Below are 23,483 nucleotides of genomic sequence, written 5' to 3' on the forward strand. Positions count from 1 at the left end.
CTGCCACTGCCCACTCGCGCCGCGAGGAGAACAGGTCAGCGGGTGAGCGGAACCTCGATCAGCTGGCGTCCGCCTGCGGGGGTGGTGAGCACCTGGTCGAGAGCCGTGCGCGTGGTCACGCGCTGGTACTCCCATCCGTACGCGAGGGCGAGTTTCTCGAGTCGCACGGTGTGAGGCGTGTAGAAGGCGCGGTCGAGGTCGGCGCGATCAGCGGTCGAAGCCACCTCGAGCCCGTCGAAGATCGTGCCTCCGCCGTCGTTGCCGACGATGACCTGCAGCCGGGGCTCGTCCTCGTCGGGCGGCAGGAGCAGCGCTCCCACATCATGGAGGAACGCGAGGTCGCCCAGCAGCACCCGAGTGACGCCGGGAGCCCCGCCCGCCTGGCTGGCGAGGGCGATGCCGGTGGCCGTGGCGATGGTGCCGTCGATCCCCGCGAGTCCGCGGTTGGCATGCACCGGCACCTTCTTGCCACCGAGCACCGCATCGGCGACCCGGACCAGCCGAGACGAGCCGAACACGAGGCGGTCATGCGGCCAGGTCGCCCGCCAGACGGCGTCGGCGAGCAGCGCGCGATCGAGAGGTCGGCGCACGGCCTCGAGCTCGGCCTTCACGGCATCGCGACGAGCGGTGAAATCGCTGGAGGCGAGTCCGTCCTGGTCGGGCGCTCGCTCGCTGAGGTCGACGGTGTGAGCTGCGGATGCCGTGAGCCAGGCGCCGAGCCATTCGCGATCTGCGGTTCCGGCCGCGACCGAGACCGATGCCGCGGGCGTCGTGCGTCCGTTGAGGTTCAGCGCCTCGCCGCCGCGGCGGACCGCGATCACGTCGACATCGGCGCGCGACAGCAGCCGGGTCACCTCGCGGCTGAGCGTCGGATGCCCGAGCACGACCGCCCGCTCGATGCGCCCGCCGAGGTCGTCGGCGCTCAACAGCGCGCGGTAGCCGTGCACGATCTGACGACCGAAGCGGGCGCCGCTGACGATCTCGGCGATCAGCGGCCACGATCCTGCGTGGGCGATCTCCTCGGCGTCCGCTCCCGCGTCCGCACCGGCGATCACGACTGTCCGCGGCCCGCGATCGAGAACGAGAGACTCGGCGACACGAGCCCTCGGTGCGTCGCCGGGGGCGATCTCGAGAGCGGGGATCTCGCCCGAGAGCGGTTCGCGAGAGGGCAGGTTCAGGTGCACGGGGCCGGCGACTCCGGGCAGGCCGTGCGCGGCGTCCGCCCCCAGCGCCACCGTGACGGCGCGCTCTGCGAGACCCGACCAGTCGCCGTCACCGGGAACGGGGGCGTCGATCTGCTCGCGCACCCATGCGCCGAACAGGCCGGGCTGGATCGTCGCCTGGTTCGCGCCGACGCCGCGGAGCTCTGGCGGACGATCGGCGGTCAGCAGCAGCAGCGGCACACCCGAATGGAAGGCCTCCATCGCGGCGGGCAGCAGGTTCGCGGCGGCGGTGCCCGAGGTGCAGAGCACCGGCGTGGGAACTCCGGTCTCACGCGAGAGGCCGAGGGCGGTGAAGCCCGCGACGCGCTCGTCGATGCGCACGTGCACGCGCAGGTGCCCCTGGTTCGCGGCGTGCACCGCGGCGAGCGCGAGGGCTTGGGAGCGGGAGCCGGGCGAGAGCACCAGATCGCGCACTCCGTGGGCGATGAGGTCGGCGATCAGGGACGCCGCAGCATCCATCGCCGGCGATGCCGTCACGGACGCGGGTCCGGCGCGGGGCCGTCGTCGGTCTCGTCCTCGAGCCGCGCGAGCTCCTCTTCGAGGCGGCGGATGCGGGCATCCTGCTCGCTCTTGCTGATGCTGCGGAGGAACTGGGGGTCGTCGTCGGGAGCGATGATGCGGATCTCTCCGCCGTTATCGTTCGCACGGCGGCGGCCGATCGTGAACCACAGGATCCCGCCGATGACCGGGATGAGGATGACGATGACGATCCAGATCGCCTTGCGCACGCCACGGTGCCGGGTCGGCGGCTGGACGGCGCAGTCGACGATGCTGTACACCCAGAAGATGGCTGCCAGGAACCCGCCTACGATCAACAGTCTCGCCACCCCTCCAGTGTAGGCGGGTGAACGGGAGGTGGATCGGCCGCAGCGGCATGACGAGGGCTCGGATCGCGTTCCGACACCCGATTGTTAGACTGCGCGGATCATGCCCACCCCGTCGATGCGCCTGCGACCGCACGGCGCCGAGCGGATGCTGATCGTCCGGATCGGTCTCGCCCTCGGCCTCGCCCTGCTGCTGGTCATCGGCGCGTGGTCGACGTCTCACGGCAAGGCCGACGCGCATACGACCCTGTGTCTCGCACCGGGGATCTCGGCGGCATCCGCATCCGACCACCACGACAGCGGAGCCACGGTCGTGGACGCGGTGTCGTCCGACACCGGAACGACCGCGGTCGCCGCACTGTGCTGCATCCTGCTCGTGCTTCTGTTCCTGCGCGTCGGTCGCGCCGCACGCCTTCTCGTGAGGAGCCGCGGGTTCCTGACCTCAGCTCCCACACGCGCCGGCCCTCGCCTGCACGTCCCCGCGCTCACGCTCACCCAGCTCTCGCTCTCCCGCACCTGAATCAGGCACGCCGATCCTCGGCGACTCCGGCCGCGCCGCGGCATCCTCACCCCTGCCTGATATCACCCGTCGGAGAACCCCATGAAGACCCCTGTCAAGGCGACCCTGATCGCCATCGCTGTCGCCATCGTCCTTGCGATCGTCGGCATCGTCTACGCCATGTCGCAGCGCGCCGAGGAGCCGGCTCCCCCTGAAGGCGAGAAGCTGCAGACCGTGCGCACCGACTCCCACGTTCTCGACGAAGGAGGCGCGGATGCCGTCACCGTCGTGGAGTTCCTCGACTTCGAGTGCGAGGCGTGCGGCGCGTTCTACCCGATCGTCGAAGACCTGCGAGAGCAGTACGCCGGCGACATCACGTACGTCGTGCGGTACTTCCCGCTGCCGGGGCACATCAACTCCACCCCGGCCGCACTCGCTGCAGAGGCCGCGGCGCAACAGGACCGTTTCGAGGACATGTACCACCGCCTGTTCGAGACGCAGTCGCAGTGGGGCGAGCAGCCTCAGGAGACGCCCGAGGTCTTCCGCGGATTCGCCGCAGACCTCGGACTCGACATGGCGGCCTACGACGCGGCCGTCGCCGACCCCGCCACGCTCGCGCGGGTGCAGGCCGACAAGAGCGACGGTGAGAAGCTCGGCGTGCGCAGCACCCCCAGCTTCTTCATCGACGGCGAGCCCGTCGCGCTTCAGGCCTGGGGCGACCTCGAGGCCGCCATCGAGAAGGCGGTGAACGAGAGAGCCGTGAACGGCTGAGCCGGTCTCGGGATCAGTCGCTGTCGAGGCGCAGGATGCGGTCGTCCCCGGGCCGGGGACTGCCGCGTCCGTCGGTGTTGTTCGTGAGGACCCAGGGCGTGCCGTCTGGCCCTGTGACCACGTCGCGCAGGCGGCCCAGCTCGCCCACGAACCGCTCGGTGCCGGTCGTCAGATCGTCGAGCGGCACGACGCGCAGGCGCTCACCGCGCAGGTTGGCGATGAGGATGTCGGATCCGGTGACCGCGATGCCGCTCGGGCTCGCGTCGTCGGGCGACCACTGCTGCACGGGGTCGGTGAAGTCGTCGTCGTCGGCGATCCCCTCGACCTCGGGCCACCCGTAGTTGCCGCCCGGTTCGATCACGTTGAGCTCGTCCCAGGTGTCCTGACCGAACTCGCTCGCGTACATCGTGCCTTCGGCATCCCAGGCGATGCCCTGCGGATTCCGGTGCCCGTAGCTGAACACGGGCGAGTCCTCGAACGGGTTGTCGTCGGGGATGTCTCCCTCTGACGTGAGTCGCAGGATCTTTCCCGACAGGGCATCCACGTCCTGGGCGCTGTCGCGGTCGCCCGCGTCTCCCGTCGTGACGTACAGCATCCCGTCCGGTCCGAACGCGATACGTCCGCCGTTGTGGTTGCCCGCCGCCGGGATGCCGTCGATCACCGTCGTCGGCTCGCCGAGCGAGAGATCCCCCGCCTCCCCGGTGATCTCGCGCCGCTCGACACGGTTCTCGTCCTGAGCGGTGAAGTAGGTGAACAGCTCGCCGTCGCGCACCGCGAGTCCGAGCAGCCCGCCCTCGCCGGCGGGTACGACGCCGTCGATCACGGCGACCTCCCGGGTCTCGCCGTCGTCGGCGATCTCGAGCACCCGCGCGCTGTCTCGCTCACTCACCAGCGCGACGCCGTCGTGGAAGGCGATCGACCAGGGCGCGTCGAGCCCGTCGACGAACGAGTCGGTCGCCGGTGGCGAGACCGAGGTCGGCTCGGCCGAGCACGATGCGACGACCAGAGCGACCGCGGATGCCGCGACGAAAGCGACCGATGTGCGGAGTGTGGATTTCGCAGGCATGCTTCCATCCAACGCGGTATCGGCACCGAGCGACAGCCTCGACCTCGGAACCGCGGTCAGAACCCGTATCGGCGGCCCGGATGCAGGAGCACAATACGGATATGAGCGAGGGCTCTTCCCTGGAGCAGCCCGTGCCCGGCGAGGGGCAGGCACCGGCATCCGATGACGAGGTCGCGCCGCCGACGAGCGAATCGGATGCGGTGCTGGGCCGTCGTGCGCAGCTGCTCGCCACCGAGCATTGGGGCCTGCTCGCCGCCCGCAGCACCGCCCAGAGCGAGGTCCTCACTCGGATCACGATCTTCCTGACGCTGGTGTCGGCCGGCCTCGTGACGATCGGGCTCCTCGGCCAGGCATCGGACTTCGGCGGCTGGTTCGGCGGAGCCTCGCTCGCCATCCTCGCGTTTCTGTCGCTCATCGGCTTCATGACGCAGGCGCGGGTGATGAACGTCTCGGAGGAGGACATGATGTACGTCGTCGCGATGAACCGCATCCGCGGCGCCTACGTCGACATCGATCCGGCCGTGGCCGACGTGTTCCTCGCCTCGCCCTACGACGACCAGCCGGGCATGAAGCGGACCTACTCGTTCCTCCGGCCGCGGCGCGTCAGCATCCTGCTCGGCAGCTCGGTCATGCTGCTGATCGTGGTGAATGCATGCGTGGTGGGGATGCTGGTGGGCTCGGCGATCATCGCCGGCGGGGGCTCCTTCGGCTGGGCGATCGGATGCGGGGTCGTCGCCGGTCTTCTCTTCGCCGCCGGGTTCATGATCTTCGGCGGCGTGGGGTTCCGCTGGGCCTGGGGTCACTACGTCGCCCGTCGGCCGACCCCGGAGAGCGACCCGCGCTCGCTACGCTGAGCGCATGACCGAGGCGAGCACCCCCACATCGCGTCCCGCTGTCGCAGTTCTGCGGCGGATACCGGCGACCCTCACGATGGTCGCGCTGATCCTGGCCGTCGGAGTGGTGTGGCAGGGGCTGTGGAGTCCGTTCGAGAAGACCGACCTGTTCGCGGACGTCGCCTACGGCCTGCCGAACTTCCTCGACGGCAAGTGGTGGACGCCCCTCACCGGCACCTTCTTCGTCAACGCGCCCTGGGTCTATCTCTTCACGATCTCGGGATTCTGGGGCATGGCGTATCTCGAGTTCCGGCGGGGTTCCCGAGTCGCCCTCGCCTACTACTGGGTCGGACAGCTCTTCGCGATGTTCGCGACCGCGCTGGTGCTGGCCTTCGCGTCGCAGCTGCCGTGGGCGTGGGCCGATGCCCAGGCCCAGGCGCTCGACGTCGGCGCCTCCGGGGGAACCATGGCGTGCATCGCCGCCGCGGTCGGACTGTTCCGCCCGCCGTGGCGGGTGCGCGGCTGGCTCATCCTGCTCGGGTTCGTCTTCATCGCGATGCTGTTCTGGGGCGCACTCGCCGACCTCGAGCACCTGCTCGCGGTGCTGCTCATCCTGTTCGCCGACCGCACCCTTCGCGTGCAGCGGACCACCGTGCGCGAGCAGCGCCTCATCGCCGTCGTCGCTCTGCTGGTGCTGGGCGCGGTCGAGATCATCACGACCCTGGTGGCGACCGACGGCCCGTTCGGTCCGACGGAACCCGCATCCGGTGGCTTCATCGATCTGGCGATCGACCTCGTCGTCATCGTCGTGCTCGTGAACGGGCTTCTGCGGGGGCGGCGCTGGTCGTGGGTGCTCGTGATCCTGCTCGGCCTCTTCAACATCCTGATCGGAGCGCTCGTCCTCATCCTGATCACCGTCTTCTCGCAGGCCGACATCGATCTGCGCTGGGACGGCGAGACCGAACTCGCTCTCGCGAACGGCTTCCTCTGGCTGATCCTGCTCGTCTACCTGATCGCCGTGCGTCGGGCGTTCCGAGCGAAGCGGAAGTCCCTCCTCGGCATCCAGCCCGCACCCTCGGTCGACGAGGTGAAGGCCGAGCTGCGCGCGCACGGCGGCGGCACCCTGTCGTGGATGACGACGTGGGAGGGCAACAGCTACGCGCGCAGCGCCGCGGGGATCGTGGCGTATCAGCGGCGGGCCGGCGTCGCGCTCGCACTCGCGGATCCGATCGGCCCCGCGGATGCTCGTGCAGACGCCGTGACGGACTTCATCCGCACGGCGGAGAATGCAGGTCTCGTGCCGTGCTTCTTCAGCGCGGACGATGCCACCCGCCAGGCCGTGCCGTCGACGTGGCGGAGCATCGTCGTCGCGGACGACACGATCGTCGACCTGCCGGGGCTCGAGTTCACGGGCAAGCGCTGGAACTCGGTGCGGACCTCGCTGAACCGCGCGGGTCGTGACGAGATGACATTCAGGATGACGCACCTGAAGGCGGAGTCGTGGGGCGTGCAGCAGCAGCTGCGGGCGATCTCCGAGGCGTGGGTCGGCGACAAGGACCTCCCAGAGATGCGCTTCACGCTCGGAACGCTCGAGGAGGCAGAGGATCCGGAGGTGCGTCTCGCTCTGGCACTGGCTCCGAACGGCGACGTCGACGGTTTCCTGTCGTGGCTTCCCGTCTACGGCGACGACGGCACCGTGCGCGGGTGGACGCTCGACCTCATGCGTCGGCGGGAGGGCGGCTTCGCCCCGGTCATGGAGTACCTGATCGGGTCATCCGCCCGGCAGTTCTCGGAGGAGGGCGCCGAGATCATGTCGCTGTCGGGAGCACCCCTCGCTCACGACTACCCGCCGGATGCCGGCATGATCGCCGCGCTGAGCGACCGCCTCGCCGAGGCGCTCGAGCCCGTCTACGGGTTCGGATCGCTGCACCGCTTCAAGCAGAAGTTCCACCCGCGCTACGAGACCATGTACCTGCTGTTCCGCGACGAGGCCGACCTCGCGGCGATCGGCACGGCTCTGACCCGGGCGTTCCTGCCGGATGCGACGCTGCGGCAGTTCGCGGGTGCGGGGCTCGAACTGGTCCGAGGCAGCAAGGACTGATCCCGGTCATGCGCGCTCACCCGCCAAGGGTGAGCTCGGGTGCGCCTTCCGGAGCTCGCCGCCAGGATGAAGGCACCGTCGAGGAAGGAACCACGATGACCGACACTCCTGCGCCCGTCACTATCGCGAACTTCGCCCGTATCGAGAGCGCTCGCATGTTCGATGCGATCGCCTCCGCCGCCGGCGGGTCGAATCGATGGAACCACTATCGCGTGCCCACCCCGATCGACCGGCAGACCGTGATCAGAATGAATCGTGACACTCTGTACAGCGCCGCGATCATCGACGTCTCGCGCGGCGCGACCATCACGATCCCCGATGTCGGCGACAGGTACGTCTCGGTGATGCTCGTGAACGAGGATCACTGCGTCAACCGCGTGCTCCACGACCCCGGCACTCACGAGCTGACGGCCCAGGACCTCGGATCCGATCACGTCCTCGCAGCGGTGCGCGTGCTGGTGGATTCCGAGGATGCTGACGACGTCGCCGTGGTGAACGCACTGCAGGACCGGTTCGCGTTGACGTCGGTCGCAGGCGGCGAGTTCCCCGCCCCGGTCTACGACGAGGAGAGCTTCGCCGAGACTCGCGCGGCGATCCTGACGCTGGCGAAAGGGCTCGGCGGATTCGAACGCTGCTTCGGCCGGGCCGAGGACGTCGATCCGATCCGCCACCTCCTCGCCACCGCGGCCGGCTGGGGCGGACTACCGGAGAACGAGGCGTACTACATCAACGTCGACCCGCGCCTGCCTTTCGGCGAGTACACGCTGCACGTCGGCGATGTGCCCGTCGACGGCTTCTGGTCGGTGTCGCTGTACGACGGCGACGGGTATTTCGCGGCGAACGAGCAGGGGGCGTACAGCGTCAACAGCGTGACCGGAGCGCGGGACGCCGAGGGCTCGATCACGATCCGCTTCGGCGGCGATCTCGCCCTTCCTAACGCGCTCCCTCTCCCTGAAGGGTGGAACTACCTGGTTCGCCTCTACCGCCCGCGACCCGAGGTCCTCGACGGCACGTGGTCGTTCCCGAGCCTTCGGGCATCCTGACGCGGCGGGTGCCGGCTCGACCTCCTCAGCCGTCGCGCGGTGGCTTGCGCATCTTCTTGACGTCGGTGCGCCGCTTCTTGGCGGTCAGCCGCCGCTCCTTCGATCCGCGGCTGGGCTTGGTCGCCCGACGCTGCGGGGCCGGCGGGCGCAGCGCCTCGGCGACCAGCGCCACGAGTCGTTCACGTGCGGCGTCACGGTTGCGCAACTGGGCGCGGTGCTCCGATGCGGCGATCGTGAGCACCCCGTTCACGAGACGACCGCTCAGGCGGTCGACGATGCGGTCGCGCTGATACGGCGTCAATGTGGTGCTGTTCGCGGCATCCCACACGAGCTCCACTCGGGAATCCGCCGTGTTCACGCCCTGCCCACCCGGCCCCGACGAGCGCGAGAAGCGCCACGACAGCTCGGACTCGGGGATCGTCAGACTTGACGAGACCCGGAGCCCCGGACGGTGGGATGACGGCATGCATCCATCATCCCTCCCGTCCGGTCAGTTGTCGGCGCGTGCGAGTTCCGTCGGCACGACGGCATCCTCGCCGAGGGACCCGCGCTTCGCGGTGTTCGCGATGTGCGCGCGGCCGACGACGATCGCGGCGACGACCATGATGGCCGCACCCAGCCAATAGGGAGCCGCGTGACTGACGGTGACGTAGAGGGCGCCGGCGATCAGCGGTGCGACGGTGTTCATCGCCGCGGCGAGCGACTGGGTCGCCCCGCCGAGCCAGCCCTGCTCGTCGTCGCCGACCGCGTTCGACATGGCTCCGTCCATCGCGGCCTGCGAGGCGCCCTGACCTGCGGCGAGCAGAAGCGCACCGACGATGAACACCCACGGCTGCGCGAAGATCGAGGCGACGACCGCGAGGCCGATCAGGCCGATCGTCTGCGCGACGATGCCGCTCACGATGACGCCGCGCTCTCCGATACGAGGCAGCAAGATTCCGAGCAGCACACCCTGGATGATGATGTCGATGATGCCGACGGCGGCCGTGAGAAGACCGATCTGGGTGGGACCCCACTGGATCGAGTCCAGGGCGAGAACGCTGAAGTTGTTGACGAAGAACCCGAACGGCAGCGCGAGCAGACCGAAGCCGATCATGAGGCCCCGGAGCTCCTTGCGGCTGAAGGCGTCCTTGAAGACGGCGAACGGCTGCAGATCGCGCACGGCGATGCGCGGGATGCGGTTCTCGGGCTTCAGGCTCTCGGGGAGCAGGAAGATGCTGAGGATCGCGATGATCAGCCCGACCGCTGCGGTGAGGAAGACCGGGAGTTGCAGGCTGACGGCTGCGAGGAGACCGCCGATCGCCGGGCCGATCATCATGCCGATTCCCGACAGGGCGCCGAGCAGTCCGAACCGCTGAGCGCGCTTCTCGGGCGGGGTGATGTCGGCGAGATAGGCGAAGAGGGCGGGCATGTCTCCCGCGGTGAGGCCCTGGATGACGCGGGCGAGGACGAGCACCCAGATCGCTCCGCCGATGCCGAACAGCGTCATGGCGAAAGCGGCACCGAACGCGGCACCGATGATGACGGGTCGGCGACCGAAGCGGTCGGAGAGACGGCCGAGGAAGGGAGCGACCAGGAAGGCGCAGAGGCCGTTGATCGCTTCGAGCACACCGACCCAGATCGCGAGATCGCCTTCGTGCGACACGTATTGCAGCACGACGAAGGGCAGGACGGGGAGGACGACGGTCATGCCGATGACGGTGAGCATCGTCAGCACGATGAGCATGATCCAGGCGCGCTTCTCGCTGCGCGCAGGCGGGTTCGTAAGTGAAGTCACTCCGAAACTGTATCAATACCAGTTTTGTTGTCAAGCCAGTTTTGTATCGAGTTCGCGATATCGTGGAGGGATGACGAACTCTGAGCCGCTCGGACGCCGCGAACGCAAGAAGGCCGCGACCCGCAAGAACATCTCCGATGTGGCGACGATGATGTTCCTCGAGCGCGGCTTCGACAACGTCAGCATCCGCGAGGTCGCCGATGCTGCCGATGTCTCCCCCACCACCGTGTTCGCGCACTTCCCCCAGAAGGAGGCGCTCGTGTTCGATGAGGACGACGAGCAGCGCGATCGACTCGTCTCGGCCGTCCGCGACCGCGCTGAGGGCGTCACGATCAACCGGGCGATCCGCGACTTCTACACTGCTGAGGTCGGCGCGAACATCGACGAGCACGGCAACGACGTGACCCGGATCTTCCTCGCGTTCCTCAACGAGACGCCGGCATTGAGCGAGTACGCCGCGAAGATGTGGCTGCGGCACGAGGATGCTCTGGCGGACGCGATCGCCGACGAGCTCGGACTCCCCGAGCCGACGGCCGAGATCCGCGTCTACTCCCGTTTCGTCCTGCAGATGCAGCTGCTCGTCAACGAGCACGAGGACCAGCTCGGGATCCTCGACGCCGGCTTCGCCGTGCTCGAGAACGGCTGGGCTCCGGTCGAGGCGGCCCTCGCGGAGTCGCAGGACTGAGTCCGAAGGGTCTCAGAGAGCGGCGAGAACCTCCGACGTCGTCCGCACCCTCCCGAGCGCAGGGAACACACGGGTCAGCGAGCGCTCGTGACCGGAGGGGTCAGGGTCGGAGACGGCATCGGAGACCACCACCACCGAGAACCCCAGATCGGCGGCAGAACGTGCGGTCGACTCGACCCCGAAGGTCGTCGCGAGGCCCACGATCACGATGTCGGTGATCGCCTTCGCAGCGAGTTCTTCCGCGAGGGACGTGCCCGCGAACGCGCTCCACCCGGCCCGCCGCTGCACGGCCTCCTCGGGACGACTCTGGATCCCGGGCGCGAGCTCAGCGAAGCCCTCCGGCCACACTCTTCCTCCGGGTCCGTACTCGGTGACACCCGGCGCGGTACCGGTCGAGACGACGAAGGCGATCGGGCGACCGGAGGCACGGAAGGCCTCCACCAGGCTGCCCACGCGCGACACGAGGCTCTCGGCGCTGACCGCTCTCGCATTCGGAAGGGTTCCCGCCTGCACATCGACGACGACCAGCGCCGTCGATGACGGGAGTTCGATGTTCGGCATCCGCTTCTCTTTCCCTGTCGTCACGGGAACGTGACGATAACCTTCTCGGCCGCACCCGGAGTCGCCGCCAGCGCGAGGGCCTCCTGCACCCGCGCGAAGGGGATGCGATCGCTGATGATCAGTTCGTACTTGCGCCAGTTCGCGATGATGTCGTCGGTGACCTCGAAGATCTCGGTCGGGTACCCCATCGAGAGCACGAGGGTGAGCTCGGTCGTGAGCAGAGCTCCGAAGTCGATCTCGACCGGCTTCTTGTGCACGGCGACGATTCCGAGGGTCGCCCCCTGTTTGGCCGCCGACGTCGCCGTGGCGATCACCGCGGGCGCACCGGCGGCATCCAGGTAGACATCCGAATCCGGCCGCTCACCTCGCACGCCGACGACCGGCGCGGCGGCACCGTGCAGCTCGACCAGGCGGGCGAAGACATCTTCTTCCGCCGAATTGATCACCGCATCGGCGCCGATCAGCAGCGCCTTCTCGAGACGGTTGGGCACGATGTCGACGACCACGACGTGGCCGGCGCCGCGCGCCTTGAAGCCGAGCACCGCGCCGAGGCCGATCGGGCCGGCCCCGAACACGACGACCTTGTCGCCGGGCTTCGATGCCGTGCGGTTGGTCGCGTGCCTCGCGACGGCCATGGGTTCGTTCAGCGCCGCCACCTCCCACGGGATCTCCTCGGGGATGACGCGGAACTGCACCCCGGCCCGAGCGTCCTTCAGGACGATGACGTCGCTGAATCCGCCCTGTGCGCCGCCGCTGCCGAGCAGACCGTCGACCGTCGCCATGACGTTGATCACCACGTGGTCGCCGACGTGCGCATCGCCCACCTCGGCGCCGACCTCGATGACCTCACCCGCGGGCTCGTGCCCCAGCGGAGTGGCCCCCTGACGGGGCGGGATGCCGCCGTACATCGTGTACATGTGGTCCGACCCGCAGATGCCGCAGGCCTTCATCCTCACCAGCACGTCGCGGGGACCCGCCGTGGGCTGCTCGACCTCGAGCACCTCGGTGGTTCCGGGACCTGTGATCACCACTGACTTCATGCCGTTCTCCCTCGGTTGCATCGGCCGACGCAGTCTTGCGCTGTCACTAAACAACATTAGTGACTCTAAGCTGTCTCCGTGGCTGGGAGTTCTCGCAAGACACCGACCATTCGGGACATCGCCCGAGTGAGCGGGGTGTCGGCGACCACGGTGAGCTTCGTGCTCAACGACACCGCGGGCCAGACGATCCCCCTCGGCACTCGCGATCGTGTCCGCAGCGCGGCGCAGGAGCTCGGGTATCCGACCACGCTCGCCCGCGCCCTGCGAGAGGGCACGACTCGCACGGTCGTCGTCGCCACCGGCGGACTCCCCCGGGGCACCGCTCTCGAGTCCTTTCTCGACGGCCTCGACATCGAGCTCTCGAGCCGCGACCATTCCGTCGCCGTGCTCCGAGCGACCGGCGACGCCCTCGCCCGCACGATCGATGCGATCTCGCCTCGAGCCGTCATCGACCTCGGCGCGATCTACGCCGGCGCCGAGAGCGACGGCCTCGACGGCGGATGGATCGACGGCCTCGCCTCGCACACGCTCACGCAGGCGGGCCATTTGGTGGGCTTCGGCCACTCGCGCATCGCCTTCGCCCGCCCCGCCGAGACCGTCGGCATATCTGCGATGATCGGCCTCCGGGAACGCCATCTCCGAGAGTCCGCTCGGGCGCTCGACATCGCCCCGCCAGCGACGATCGCGATGCCCGAGGATCCGGATGCCGGCACAGACGCCCTGAAAGCGGCGATCTCCCGGGGCGTCACCGGTATCGCAGGCTTCGACGACGACTCGGCTGCACGCGTCCTGCGCGCAGCGCACAGCCTCGGCATCCGCGTTCCGCACGATCTGTCGGTCATCGGCTTCGACGACGCCGGGTGGGGGCAGCACACCACCCCCGGACTCACCACGGTGCGCATCGAGGCGGTCGACTACGGACGTCGAGCCGCACGCGGCATCCTCGGCATCACGGATCCGCATGCTCCGGTACCGCACTCGTGGGTCGTCGAACGCGGGTCGAGCAGCTCGGCCCCGCAGAGCACGACGTGAACTCCTACCGGCAGGACGACTGGGACGCGAGCCCCGTGCATCCGTCGACGATCCGCGAGCCGTACCTGATGGGCACCGGCGTCGTCACCGGCGAGGACACCGACACCCGTCCGCTCGCACCGCCGCACTCGCACCCCGATGCCATGCTCGCGTGGTGCTACCGCGGGACGGTCTGGGTGCAGCTGCAGGAGTCGATGTGGCGCCTCGCTCCGGGGCAGGGAGTGTGGATCCCCGCGCACACTGCGCACACGGCGCGCCACGAACGCGGCTCGACAGGGTGCTACACCTACATCGCCGACTCGTCGCTGATCACTCCGATCGACGACGTGACACAGGTGCTCGTCCCGCGAGCCGTGCAGGAGATGCTGCTGCATCTCGGCATCAACGACATGCCGACCGAGCTTCGAGTGCGCATCCAATCCGTGCTCATCGAGATGCTGCAGCATCGGTCCGCCGAGGCCGCGGACGGATGGGGCGAGGTGCCGTTGCCGGCCGATGAGCGCGTACGCCCACTGGTGCAGGCCGTGCTCGCCGACCCCGGCGACCCGCGCAGCGCGCGGCAGCTGTTCCTCGCGCACGGACTGCATGAGCGCACGGTGCTGCGCATCTTCCAGAACGACGTCGGCATGACCTTCGCCCGGTGGCGCACCGGGGTGCGGATGACGCTGGCTGCCCGACTGATCGTCGACGGCACCCCCATCGGCGCCGCCGCCCACCGATGCGGATACTCCACGACGAGCGCGTTCTCGGCAGCGTTCAAAGAGCGCTTCGGCCTCACCCCGAGGCAGCACGTCGCGCGCGTGCAGGCCGACTCCGCGCACCAGCTCTACTGGCGGTGACGCTCCCGGGATGACGGCATGATGTCGATTCATCGACACAAGTCGTCCGCCTGACGACACTCGCGCCCTCATCCGCGTTCTAGCATCGATCTGTTAGGACATGCTTACCTAACCTCGCGCCGCGTTGACGCGGCATACCCTCCCCCCTTTCCCTGAAGGAGAATCATGACGCACGCTTCTGCGCGCCCGAAGACCCGCCGTGGTGCCGCGCTCGTCGCGGCCGCACTGGCCGCCGCCCTCACGCTCGCGGGGTGTTCGGCATCCGGCGAGTCCGCCGACTCGGCCTCGACCGCAGCCTCCGCCGACAGCGTGGTCATCGAGCACGCCCACGGCGAGACGGTCATTCCCGAGAAGCCGCAGCGCATCGTCACGCTCGGCTGGATGACATCGGACATCGTCGCCGCCCTCGGCACGAACCCGGTCGGCATGGAAGAGGTCTGGGGCGCAGATGAGAGCGGATACCAGCCCTGGTTCGAGGACTTCGTCACCGAGGAGTACGGCGAGACCCCCGAGATCATCCCGTTCACGGATGACGGTCCCAACTACGAGGCGATCAAGGCGCTCAAGCCCGACCTCATCCTGAGCCTCTACTCGGGGATCACCGACGTCGAGTACGAGCGTCTGACCGAGATCGCCCCGACCGTGCCCTACATCGAGCGCGCGTGGGACCCGAGCACGTGGGAGGACATGACCCGCACGATCGGCAAGGCGATGTCCGAGGACGAGAAGGCCGAGGAGCTGATCACCGAGACCGAGGAGATGATCACCTCGCTCGCCGACGAGCACCCCGAGTTCGACGACAAGAGCTTCGTCTGGGGCCTGACCCTGAACGAGGGCGGCACGGACCTCGGCGTCTACCTCGAGTACGACCCGCGCGTGCGCATCACCGAGGCCCTCGGATTCACCTCGACCTCGGCCATGGACAGCTTCCTGGCGAGCGCCGAGGGCGACAACTGGTACACCGGAGTCAGCCTCGAGAAGCTCTACGACGTGCAGGCCGACCTGTTCGCAGCATGGGGCAGCAGCGTCGACGAGGGCGAGTACACCGTCGAGAACAAGGTCGTCTCCCGCTGGGAGCCGATCGAGGCGGGCTCGTACGTGATCTACGCCGACGACGCCCAGGCCTCCGCGATCAGCGCTCCCACCGTGCTCTCGCTGAAGTACATCCTGCCGACCTACGTCGACGACCTCGCAGCCGCGCTGCAGGGCGAGCCGACGATCGCCGGCGAGTGATCCGAGAGATGTCCCTGGCGACGGAAGACGGCACGGACGTCTCGATCACGGGCGCGGGGAGTCGTGCAGACGACTCCCCGCGCCGCAACGGGACGCTGGTGGCTGGGCTGGCCGCAGCGACCATCGTGCTGGCCGCCGTCGCCATCGCCTCGCTCGCCATCGGCAATCGCGCGATCGACCCGGTGACGGTTCTGAACGCGGTCTTCGCCTACGACGACGCGAACCCTCTGCACCTGATGGTGATGGAGCTGCGCGTCCCGCGCACGCTGCTCGGCATCGTCGTGGGCGCGGCGCTCGCCGTCTGCGGCGGACTGATCCAGGCGTTCACCCGCAATCCCCTGGCCGACCCCGGCATCCTCGGCGTGAACGCCGGAGCGTCGTTCGCCGTGACGTTCGCGGTGGGGATCCTCGGCCTGACCACCCCCGGCGCCTACGTGCCCTTCGCGCTGCTCGGCGCCTTCGTCCTCACCGTTCTCGTGTACGTCCTCGGCTCGTTCGGACGCTCGGGTGCGACGCCGATGAAGCTGACCCTCGCCGGCGTCGCGCTCGGGGCGGCGTTCACCGGCTTCACCACCGCGATCGTGCTGCGCGACCTCGGCACACTGCAGGTCATGCGCTTCTGGGGAGTCGGATCCATCGGCGGCCGCACGCTCGACCAGCTCGCCTGGGCCGCACCGCTCATCGCCGGCGGGCTGCTCATCGCCCTGCTGTGCGCCCGCTCTCTCAACGCGCTCGCCCTCGGCGACGACCTGGCGCAGGCACTCGGGGCCCGCGTGCGCGTGACCCGAGTGATGGTCATCATCGCCGTCACGATCCTCGCCGGCACGAGCGTCGCCGCAGCCGGTCCCATCGCCTTCGTCGGCCTGATGATCCCGCACGTCGTGCGCTGGTTCACCGGTCCCGATCAGCGCTGGGTGCTCACGTACTCGATGATCATCGGCCCGGCCTTCCTGCTGCTGGCCGACATCCTCGGTCGCATCGTGCTGCCCAGCGGCGAACTCCGCGTCGGCATCGTCACGGCGCTGCTCGGAGCGCCGATCCTGATCATCCTCGTGCGTCGCAAGCGGGTGAGCGGACTGTGAGCATCGACCAGCATCCCCTCGACCAGTTGACCGCGGCAGAGCGAGGCTCCGACTTCACCCCCGTCGATCACGGTCGCCGCCTGTTCCGCATCGAGACCGCCCGCATCGCCGCGCTCGTCCCGGTGCGCTCGGTGCTGGTGTGCGCGGTGCTCGTCGTCGTGATCATCGCGGCCGGTCTGGCGTCGATGACGATCGGCGCCTATGAGGTCGACTTCCCGTCCGTCCTCCGTGCGATCTTCGACCCGTCATCCGACCCCGACATCCGCCAGGTCGTCTTCGAGTGGCGGCTGCCGCGCGTGCTGTTCGCGGTGCTCTGCGGCGCGGCCCTCGCGCTGGCGGGCGGCATCTTCCAGTCGCTCACCCGCAACCCGCTCGGCTCCCCCGACATCATCGGCTTCGGCGTCGGCGCTCAGTTCGGCGTGACGCTGATGATGGTCGTCCTCGAACTGAACACCTACATGTTCAAGGCGGTCGGCGCCCTCGTCGGCGGGCTGATCACCGCCCTGCTCGTCTACGTGCTCGCGCACAAGAACACGCTGTCGTCGTTCCGGCTGATCATCGTGGGCATCGGCGTCTCGGCGGGGCTCGGGTCGCTCACCTCATGGATCCTGATCTCGGTCAGCGTCGAGAAGGCCATGATGGCGGCGACCTGGGGCGCGGGCTCGCTCGCATCCCTCGGGTTCGACCAGCTGATTCCCGCCGCGGTCGTCTTCGCGGTCGTGACCCTCGCCTCCCTGCCCCTGAACCGCACCCTTCCCGTGCTCGAGATGGGCGACGACGCGGCGACCGCTCTCGGCATCAGCCCCGGCCGCACGAGACTCGCCGCGATGGTGTTCGGTGTGGCTCTGGTCGCGCTGGTCACAGCCGCTGCCGGGCCGATCTCGTTCATCGCCCTCGCCGCCCCGCAGATCTCGCAGCGGCTCACCCGCTCGAACACACCCATGGGCACCGCGCCGGTGATGCTCACGGGCGCGGCACTCGTCGTCGTGTCGGATGCTGTCGCCCAGCTCGTCGCCGTGCCGGTAGGCGTCGTGACCGTGTCGGTCGGCGGGCTCTATCTCGCCTGGCTGCTCGCCGCCCAGTACGCGCGTCGCGCCTGAAAGGAACATCGATGACCACCTCGCTGCTGGCCCGCGACATCACCCTGAGCTACGGAGACACCCCCATCGTCTCGGGGCTGTCGCTGGAGGTTCCGGATGACTCGTTCACGATCATCATCGGACCCAACGCGTGCGGCAAGTCGACGCTGCTGCGCGGCTTCGCCCGTCTGCTGCGCCCGACGACCGGGGCCGTGCTCCTCGACGGGGCGGAACTGCGCACATTCAAGCCGAAGGAGGCGGCGAAGCGGCTCGGGCTCCTCCCCCAGTCGTCGATCGCCCCAGACGGCATCACGGTCGCCGACCTGGTCGGCCGGGGACGGTTCCCTCATCAGAGCGCGATGCGCACCTGGAGCAGTGCCGACGAACGTGCGGTATCCGAGGCGATGGCCGCCACCGGGGTGACCGACCTCTCTCGTCGCCTGGTGGACGAGCTCTCCGGTGGTCAGCGTCAGCGGGTCTGGGTCGCGATGGCGCTCGCGCAGCAGACCAAGCATCTGCTGCTCGACGAGCCGACGACGTTCCTCGACATCGCCCACCAGATCGACCTGATGGAGCTGTTCGCCGACCTTCATCGAAACGGAACGACCCTGGTCGCCGTGCTGCACGACCTCAACCACGCCGCCCGCTATGCCACCCATCTCGTGGCGATGCGCGACGGCGAGATCGTGGCCCAGGGCGACCCGCGCGAGATCATCACGGCCGAGCTCGTCGAGTCCGTGTACGACCTGCCGTGCCGGGTGATCACCGATCCCGTATCCGGCACCCCGCTCGTGCTGCCGCTCGGTCGGCGGAAACCGTGATCACCACCCCGCGCCGGCTCTTCGCGCTGGCCCTCACATCGCAGGGTCGTGGGCTCACCCTGACGGCGGCGACGGCACTCCTGATCGTGCATTCGCTCGCCGAGGCCGCGATCCCGGTGATCATCGGCGCGACGATCGACCGCGCCGTGCTCCCGTCGGACGCGGCCGCGCTCGCCCTCTGGATCGGCATCCTGGTTGGCACCTTCCTCCTGCTGACGGCGAGCTACCAGGCGGCGTCACGACTGATGGTGGGCGTCTACGGCTACGGCGAGCAGGCGCTGCGCCACCTCACGCTGTCGCGGATGCTGCGCCCTCGCCTCTCTCGGCGCGCGACCACCCCGGGAGAAGCCCTCACGTATGTGACCTCCGACACCTATCGCGTCGCGGGCGTGGCATGGTCCGTCGCCCAGCAGTGCGCGACGATCGCGGCGATCGCCGGCACGGCTCTCGCAATGCTGGTGATCTCGCCGATCGCGACGCTGGTCGTGTTCGCCTCGACCGTCGTGATGATGTGGGTGATGAGGGTCGTCTCGCGTCCCCTGGAACGCCGAGGCGCCGCCGAGCAGCACGCGGCGACCGAGGCGGGCGCTGTCGCCGCCGACTTCATGTCGGGATTCCGGGTGCTCGTCGGCATCGGCGCGCGCGAAGAGGCGGTGCGACGCTACGTCGCCGCCAGCGATGCCAGCCGCATCGCCGCGACGACCGCCGGGCGCTCTCTCGCCGTGTACGAGGCGGTGAGCTCGGCTCTCGCCGCCGTGGCGACCACCGTGCTGGCCGGGCTCTCGGCGTGGTTCGCCGCAGAAGGGCAGATCACCATCGGCGAACTCGTGACGGTTCTCGGTCTCGCCCAGTTCCTCAGCGGATCGCTCGCGTACGCCGGGTCGTTCCCCTCGAACTGGATCCACAAGCTCGCCTCCGCGAAGCGCTTGGCCGAGATGATCAACGCCGACGACCTGCTCGACGCACCCGCGGCGCGGTCGTTCGATCGTTCTCGCCGAGTCGCCGACGACGTCGCACTGACCTTCCGTCTCGGCCTCGAGGGACCGATGCACATCGACGTGCGCCGCGGCGAGCTGCTCGGCATCCGCCCGTCCGACAGCGACGAGGCGCGCGCGCTCTCGCGACTGCTGGGGCTTCGGACACCACCCGATCGCGGCCAGGTCTCGATCGCGATCGACGGATCTCTGCACGACGTGAGCGAGCTGGATGCCGCGGAATACCGCCGCCGGGTCGTCGCCCTGCCGCACCGCCACACGATCACGACCGGAACGATGCGCGAGGCCGTGGGCGGACCCGGCGCGGGATCTGCGCGGTCGGAACTCGTCGACGTGGCGGCTCTGCACGACACGATCAGCGAGGTCGGCGGATGGGATGCGCAGGTCGGCGAGGCCGGCAGGCGTCTCTCGGGCGGACAGCGGCAGCGGATCGGCATCGCCCGAGCCCTGCACGCCGAGGCCGAGCTCCTGGTGCTCGACGAGCCGACCTCGGCGGTGGATGCCATCACAGAGGCGCACATCGCGCGCGCTCTCGCCCGGCGCGACAGGACGACGATCGTGATCAGCAGCTCCCCCACGCTTCTCGGGGCGTGCGACCGCGTGATCGACCTGGCGCCAGAGGGATCGGACGACCGCCATGACTGACACTCCGACTCCTCTGCTGCCGATCGCGACGGGCACTCGCGTGCGCATCGTCATCGGGATGCTGCTGCGCCGCCACCGCGGACGCACCGTCGGCGTGGCGGTGCTGTTCCTCGGGGCATCCGCTCTGGGCATCGTGCTGCCCGCGTGCCTGGGCCGGATCGTCGACGCCGTATCGACCGATGCGGGTCTTGCCGTGATCGCGGGGTGGGTCCTCGGCGCCGGCGCCGGCGCCATCGGGGCGGCAGTGGTGATGCTGTGGGCGGCCCGCGTGCTGACCGGGCTCGTGCAGGACGTGCTCGCCGATCTGCGCGAAGACGTGTTCGCCTCGGCGATGCGGCTGCCGGTGAGCACGGTCGATGACGGAGAGACGGCGGATCTGCTCTCGCGTGTCACCGGCGACGTCGATGCGGTCGCCGAGGCCGGCGGCAACGTCGTGCCGGTTCTGCTGTCCGCGGGCTTCGCGATCGGGGTGTCGATCGTCGCGCTGACGGCCCTCGACCCCTGGCTCGCACTCGCGGGCGTCCTCTCCGTGCCGTTCTACGTGCTCGGGACCCGCGCGTTCCTCCGACGCTCCCGGGTCGTGTTCCGCGAGGTGCGGGTGCGCGAGGCCGCACGCAGCCAGGCTGTGCTCGAAGCCGTCGAGGGCATCGAGACCCTCACGGCACTCAACGAGCAGCACCACGCGCTCGCGAGGGTCACGGCGCGGGCGGAGGACTCGATCAGGATGCAGATCGAGGGCGTCCGGGTGCGCAATCGACTGTTCCGCTGGATCAACGGCGGAGAGCTCGTCGGCCTCGGTGCGATACTCGCCACCGGATTCCTGCTGCACGCGAACGGCGCGATCACCGTGGGAATGGTCACGACCGCCGCTCTCGTCTTCCACCGCCTGTTCGATCCGGTCGGCCAGCTGATCTTCGGTCTGGACGATATCCAGAGGGCGGCGATCGGACTCGCGCGGCTCGTCGGCGTGATCGACCTCGCGCCGCAGAAGGACACGGCGACGTCCGCCGCCGCTCGCCCTGTCGGTGAGGCTCATCCTGTCGGCGGGCACACGCCGGTCGCGGTGGAGCTGCAGGATGTCGGCTTCCGCTATCCGACGACCGACCGGGGCATCGACGGCGTCACGCTGAGGGTGCAGCCCGGCACGACCACAGCCCTCGTCGGGTCATCGGGGTCGGGCAAGAGCACCCTCGCCAGAGTCATCGCAGGGCACCACCCGACGGCATCCGGAAGCGTCCGCTTCGCCCCCGCGGTGGCGACTCCCTACTACGTGTCGCAGGAGCTCCATCAGTTCCGCGGCTCGATCGCCGACAACCTGCGTCTCGCGGCACCCGACGCGAGCGACGACGAGATGATCGCCGCTCTGATCGCGGTGGGGGCGGAGTGGGCCGCGGAGTCCCTCGCGACCGTCGCGCAGGCTGCCCCGCTCGACGAAGGCCGGATCCAGCAGCTCGCCATCGCCAGGGCGCTGCTCGCCGACCCAGCCGTGGTGATCCTCGACGAGGCGACGGCCGATGTCGGGCTCCACCACCGCGACGCCGTCGAGGCCGCGATCAGAGTGCTGCGTCAGGGCCGCACGACCGTGCTGATCGCACATCGGCTGGAGCCCGTGTCGACCGCCGAGCAGATCGTCGTCTTCGCCGACGGTCGCGCGACTCAGCGAGGGACGCACGACGAACTGCTCGCGACCGACGGGCTGTACCGCAGCTTCTGGCTCGCCCAGAGCTCGACCGCCGAGTTCCGGTGACCGTTCCACCCCGCGGACGCACCCGTTTCTGAACGAGTGCGTCCGGTCTCGATCGGCGATGCCAGGATGGTCCCATGGCATTCGGGATGGCCCGCGACGTGCTGCGCCCCACGGACTCTCCGCGCGCGGATCGAGTGACGTATGTCGAACTGTTCTTCGACCTCCTCTTCGTCCTCGCGTTGACTCAACTGTCCGCCTACCTCTACGAGAACCAGACGCCTCTCGGTGCCCTCGAGGGGGTCATCATGGTGTGCGCACTCTGGTGGGCGTGGGTGTCGACCACCTGGGTGACCAATTGGCTCGACCCCGTGAAGCTTCCCGTGCGCGGCGCGGTGATCGCCCTCGCCCTGGTGGCGCTCGTGATGAGCGTCTCGATCGCCGAGGCGTTCGGCGAGCGCGCGTGGGCGTTCGCGATCGCCTATGTCGTCTTCCAGGTCGGACGCACGGCCTTCATCGTGTGGGCGACAGCCCGCCACGACCGGCGGGTGGCCCGCGACTTCTCGCTCATCCTGTGCTGGACGGTCGCCGGTGGCGCCCTGTGGATCGCTGGCGCGCTGATGCCCCTCGGGTGGCAGCTGCCGTTGTGGGCCGCGGCACTGGCACTCGAACTGCTGGGCACTGTGCTCGGTTTTCCGGTTCCCGGACGGGGGAAGGTCCGGCTGAGCTCGTGGGACCTCTCCGGTCCGCACATCGCCGAGCGCACGTCGCTGTTCGTGCTCATCGCGCTCGGTGAAGGCCTGCTGGTGACCGGCTTCGCGTTCGTCGACAAGGAGTCGTCCGTCGCATCCATCGCTGCGATGATGACGGCGTTCGTCGCGGCAGCGGCGACCTGGTGGATCTACTTCGATCACGGCGAACGCATCGGCGCCGAGGCGATCGAGGCGTCGAACGAACCGGCACGGCTCGCCCGCACCGTCTACACCTGGGTGCATCTTCCGATCATCGCCGGCATCGTTCTGATGAGCGTGGGCGACAAGGAGACGCTCACGCTTCCCGACCAGCGCGGCCCCGCCGCCACGGTGGTGATCGTCGGCGCACCGATCCTCTTCCTCACCGGTACCGTGCTGTTCCGCCGAGTGCTCGAGGGGCGCTGGGCCCGGGCTCAGCTCTTCGGTCTGGTGGCACTCGCTCTGCTCGCGGGTGTCGGGTTCGCGGGCTTCATCGTCAACGCTCTCACGCTGTCGATCACGGCTGCGCTCGTGCTCGTCGGTGTCGCCGCGGGCGAGACTGTCGAGCGTCTGCGTCGCGATCGCCGCTCAGGGGGCTGACCGGGCATTCAGAACCAGGACAGAGTGGACGCGACGGCGGGAATCGAACTGAACTTCGGCGTTAACGACGAATGGCCACGAAAACCGCGTAATTTCGCGGATATCGAGGCTTCGTCGATGCTCGCCGGTCACGTCGATCGGGGGTCGGGTTCGCGAAAGTGTGTGGGCAAGATGTGGGCAAGTTTGGATGCCGGGAAGAGGGTGGTTCGGAGCTGTGCGGTGTTGTTGGCCGACCGCGGTCGGCCTCGAGGGAACTGCCACCATTACTTCGACACCGGGGCACACCGCCGCACGCCCTGATGGCGCTGTGCGAAATGGT

The 23,483-nt window shown here is 69.1% G+C and carries 22 protein-coding genes; 15 read left to right on the forward strand and 7 right to left on the reverse strand.

From position 1 onward, the window contains the following. Positions 1-35 precede the first annotated feature (35 nt). Complete coding sequence (gene menD, locus ASF80_RS15980) at positions 36-1,682, reverse strand: 2-succinyl-5-enolpyruvyl-6-hydroxy-3-cyclohexene-1-carboxylic-acid synthase (protein ID WP_056313649.1); 1,647 nt, start codon at positions 1,680-1,682, stop codon at positions 36-38. A gap of 14 nt (positions 1,683-1,696) precedes the next feature. Next, entirely contained in the window at positions 1,697-2,050 is a 354-nt protein-coding gene (locus ASF80_RS15985) for a PLDc N-terminal domain-containing protein (protein WP_056312922.1), read from the reverse strand. Positions 2,051-2,150: 100 nt separating this feature from the next. On the opposite strand from ASF80_RS15985, the gene ASF80_RS15990 reads away from it, so the two are divergent. Together ASF80_RS15990 and ASF80_RS15995 are read left to right on the forward strand one after the other, a co-directional pair. After that, positions 2,151-2,567, forward strand: a complete 417-nt coding sequence (locus ASF80_RS15990; RefSeq protein WP_235560022.1) for a hypothetical protein — start codon at positions 2,151-2,153, stop codon at positions 2,565-2,567. Between the two features lie 81 nt (positions 2,568-2,648). Next, the gene (locus ASF80_RS15995; RefSeq protein ID WP_056312923.1) at positions 2,649-3,317 is read left to right on the forward strand and encodes a DsbA family protein; all 669 of its coding nucleotides are present in this window, start codon (positions 2,649-2,651) and stop codon (positions 3,315-3,317) included. 13 nt (positions 3,318-3,330) lie between these two features. Here ASF80_RS15995 and ASF80_RS16000 read toward each other — a convergent pair whose 3' ends face one another. Further along, positions 3,331-4,383 carry a PQQ-dependent sugar dehydrogenase gene (locus tag ASF80_RS16000; protein WP_082488415.1) on the reverse strand — a complete coding sequence of 351 codons (1,053 nt, stop codon included), beginning with the start codon at positions 4,381-4,383 and terminating at the stop codon, positions 3,331-3,333. 101 nt (positions 4,384-4,484) lie between these two features. Between ASF80_RS16000 and ASF80_RS16005 the strand changes: the two genes are divergently transcribed. From ASF80_RS16005 to ASF80_RS16015, 3 genes are all read left to right on the forward strand, one after another. Continuing rightward, positions 4,485-5,237, forward strand: coding sequence for a hypothetical protein (locus ASF80_RS16005; RefSeq protein ID WP_157521103.1), 753 nt, complete (start codon positions 4,485-4,487; stop codon positions 5,235-5,237). A 4-nt stretch (positions 5,238-5,241) separates the two neighbouring features. Next, on the forward strand, positions 5,242-7,317 hold the full coding sequence (locus tag ASF80_RS16010) for a bifunctional lysylphosphatidylglycerol flippase/synthetase MprF (RefSeq protein WP_056312925.1): 2,076 nt from the start codon (positions 5,242-5,244) through the stop codon (positions 7,315-7,317). A 95-nt stretch (positions 7,318-7,412) separates the two neighbouring features. After that, complete coding sequence (locus ASF80_RS16015; protein WP_056312927.1) at positions 7,413-8,360, forward strand: DUF1214 domain-containing protein; 948 nt, start codon at positions 7,413-7,415, stop codon at positions 8,358-8,360. 25 nt (positions 8,361-8,385) lie between these two features. Here the strand turns inward: ASF80_RS16015 and arfB are convergent, their stop codons facing one another. Continuing rightward, entirely contained in the window at positions 8,386-8,826 is a 441-nt protein-coding gene (gene arfB, locus ASF80_RS16020) for an alternative ribosome rescue aminoacyl-tRNA hydrolase ArfB (protein ID WP_056312929.1), read from the reverse strand. A gap of 24 nt (positions 8,827-8,850) precedes the next feature. After that, positions 8,851-10,137: an MFS transporter gene (locus ASF80_RS16025; RefSeq protein WP_235560023.1), complete on the reverse strand. Its 1,287-nt coding sequence runs from the start codon at positions 10,135-10,137 to the stop codon at positions 8,851-8,853. 70 nt (positions 10,138-10,207) lie between these two features. On the opposite strand from ASF80_RS16025, the gene ASF80_RS16030 reads away from it, so the two are divergent. Next, the gene (locus ASF80_RS16030) at positions 10,208-10,822 is read left to right on the forward strand and encodes a TetR/AcrR family transcriptional regulator (protein ID WP_056312934.1); all 615 of its coding nucleotides are present in this window, start codon (positions 10,208-10,210) and stop codon (positions 10,820-10,822) included. 12 nt (positions 10,823-10,834) lie between these two features. On the opposite strand, the gene ASF80_RS16035 is transcribed toward ASF80_RS16030, so the two are convergent. Beyond that, the gene (locus tag ASF80_RS16035; RefSeq protein ID WP_056312936.1) at positions 10,835-11,383 is read right to left on the reverse strand and encodes an isochorismatase family protein; all 549 of its coding nucleotides are present in this window, start codon (positions 11,381-11,383) and stop codon (positions 10,835-10,837) included. 20 nt (positions 11,384-11,403) lie between these two features. Continuing rightward, entirely contained in the window at positions 11,404-12,423 is a 1,020-nt protein-coding gene (locus tag ASF80_RS16040) for a zinc-dependent alcohol dehydrogenase (protein ID WP_056312938.1), read from the reverse strand. Between the two features lie 78 nt (positions 12,424-12,501). On the opposite strand from ASF80_RS16040, the gene ASF80_RS16045 reads away from it, so the two are divergent. The 9 genes from ASF80_RS16045 (at position 12,502) to ASF80_RS16085 (ending at position 23,164) form a co-directional block, all read left to right on the forward strand. Next, on the forward strand, positions 12,502-13,455 hold the full coding sequence (locus ASF80_RS16045; RefSeq protein WP_082488417.1) for a LacI family DNA-binding transcriptional regulator: 954 nt from the start codon (positions 12,502-12,504) through the stop codon (positions 13,453-13,455). Next, on the forward strand, positions 13,452-14,294 hold the full coding sequence (locus ASF80_RS16050; RefSeq protein WP_056313657.1) for a helix-turn-helix transcriptional regulator: 843 nt from the start codon (positions 13,452-13,454) through the stop codon (positions 14,292-14,294). The genes ASF80_RS16045 and ASF80_RS16050 overlap by 4 nt, the downstream gene beginning before the upstream one ends. A gap of 165 nt (positions 14,295-14,459) precedes the next feature. Beyond that, entirely contained in the window at positions 14,460-15,527 is a 1,068-nt protein-coding gene (locus tag ASF80_RS16055) for an ABC transporter substrate-binding protein (protein WP_056312942.1), read from the forward strand. Between the two features lie 8 nt (positions 15,528-15,535). Then, the gene (locus ASF80_RS16060; protein ID WP_056313660.1) at positions 15,536-16,609 is read left to right on the forward strand and encodes a FecCD family ABC transporter permease; all 1,074 of its coding nucleotides are present in this window, start codon (positions 15,536-15,538) and stop codon (positions 16,607-16,609) included. After that, on the forward strand, positions 16,606-17,709 hold the full coding sequence (locus ASF80_RS16065) for a FecCD family ABC transporter permease (protein WP_082488418.1): 1,104 nt from the start codon (positions 16,606-16,608) through the stop codon (positions 17,707-17,709). Before ASF80_RS16060 ends, ASF80_RS16065 begins: the two co-directional genes overlap by 4 nt. Positions 17,710-17,720: 11 nt before the next feature. Continuing rightward, entirely contained in the window at positions 17,721-18,509 is a 789-nt protein-coding gene (locus ASF80_RS16070; RefSeq protein ID WP_056312944.1) for an ABC transporter ATP-binding protein, read from the forward strand. Then, on the forward strand, positions 18,506-20,149 hold the full coding sequence (locus ASF80_RS16075) for an ABC transporter transmembrane domain-containing protein (RefSeq protein WP_056312946.1): 1,644 nt from the start codon (positions 18,506-18,508) through the stop codon (positions 20,147-20,149). The genes ASF80_RS16070 and ASF80_RS16075 overlap by 4 nt, the downstream gene beginning before the upstream one ends. Further along, complete coding sequence (locus ASF80_RS16080; RefSeq protein ID WP_056312949.1) at positions 20,142-21,896, forward strand: ABC transporter ATP-binding protein; 1,755 nt, start codon at positions 20,142-20,144, stop codon at positions 21,894-21,896. Before ASF80_RS16075 ends, ASF80_RS16080 begins: the two co-directional genes overlap by 8 nt. Before the next feature lie 74 nt (positions 21,897-21,970). Beyond that, complete coding sequence (locus ASF80_RS16085) at positions 21,971-23,164, forward strand: low temperature requirement protein A (RefSeq protein ID WP_056312950.1); 1,194 nt, start codon at positions 21,971-21,973, stop codon at positions 23,162-23,164. Positions 23,165-23,483: the final 319 nt, after the last annotated feature.

Origin of the sequence: Microbacterium sp. Leaf159 (assembly GCF_001423615.1) — a bacterium.
GTDB lineage: Bacteria > Actinomycetota > Actinomycetes > Actinomycetales > Microbacteriaceae > Microbacterium.

What these genes read in the sequence shown, in the direction of transcription:
- menD (WP_056313649.1), bottom strand. Translation starts at nt 1,682, where the DNA reads ATGGATGCTGCGGCGTCCCTGATCGCCGACCTCATCGCCCACGGAGTG.
- ASF80_RS15990 (WP_235560022.1), top strand. Translation starts at nt 2,151, where the DNA reads ATGCCCACCCCGTCGATGCGCCTGCGACCGCACGGCGCCGAGCGGATG.
- ASF80_RS15995 (WP_056312923.1), top strand. Translation starts at nt 2,649, where the DNA reads ATGAAGACCCCTGTCAAGGCGACCCTGATCGCCATCGCTGTCGCCATC.
- ASF80_RS16000 (WP_082488415.1), bottom strand. Translation starts at nt 4,383, where the DNA reads ATGCCTGCGAAATCCACACTCCGCACATCGGTCGCTTTCGTCGCGGCA.
- ASF80_RS16005 (WP_157521103.1), top strand. Translation starts at nt 4,485, where the DNA reads ATGAGCGAGGGCTCTTCCCTGGAGCAGCCCGTGCCCGGCGAGGGGCAG.
- ASF80_RS16010 (WP_056312925.1), top strand. Translation starts at nt 5,242, where the DNA reads ATGACCGAGGCGAGCACCCCCACATCGCGTCCCGCTGTCGCAGTTCTG.
- ASF80_RS16015 (WP_056312927.1), top strand. Translation starts at nt 7,413, where the DNA reads ATGACCGACACTCCTGCGCCCGTCACTATCGCGAACTTCGCCCGTATC.
- arfB (WP_056312929.1), bottom strand. Translation starts at nt 8,826, where the DNA reads ATGCCGTCATCCCACCGTCCGGGGCTCCGGGTCTCGTCAAGTCTGACG.
- ASF80_RS16030 (WP_056312934.1), top strand. Translation starts at nt 10,208, where the DNA reads ATGACGAACTCTGAGCCGCTCGGACGCCGCGAACGCAAGAAGGCCGCG.
- ASF80_RS16035 (WP_056312936.1), bottom strand. Translation starts at nt 11,383, where the DNA reads ATGCCGAACATCGAACTCCCGTCATCGACGGCGCTGGTCGTCGTCGAT.
- ASF80_RS16040 (WP_056312938.1), bottom strand. Translation starts at nt 12,423, where the DNA reads ATGAAGTCAGTGGTGATCACAGGTCCCGGAACCACCGAGGTGCTCGAG.
- ASF80_RS16055 (WP_056312942.1), top strand. Translation starts at nt 14,460, where the DNA reads ATGACGCACGCTTCTGCGCGCCCGAAGACCCGCCGTGGTGCCGCGCTC.
- ASF80_RS16060 (WP_056313660.1), top strand. Translation starts at nt 15,536, where the DNA reads ATGTCCCTGGCGACGGAAGACGGCACGGACGTCTCGATCACGGGCGCG.
- ASF80_RS16070 (WP_056312944.1), top strand. Translation starts at nt 17,721, where the DNA reads ATGACCACCTCGCTGCTGGCCCGCGACATCACCCTGAGCTACGGAGAC.
- ASF80_RS16080 (WP_056312949.1), top strand. Translation starts at nt 20,142, where the DNA reads ATGACTGACACTCCGACTCCTCTGCTGCCGATCGCGACGGGCACTCGC.
- ASF80_RS16085 (WP_056312950.1), top strand. Translation starts at nt 21,971, where the DNA reads ATGGCATTCGGGATGGCCCGCGACGTGCTGCGCCCCACGGACTCTCCG.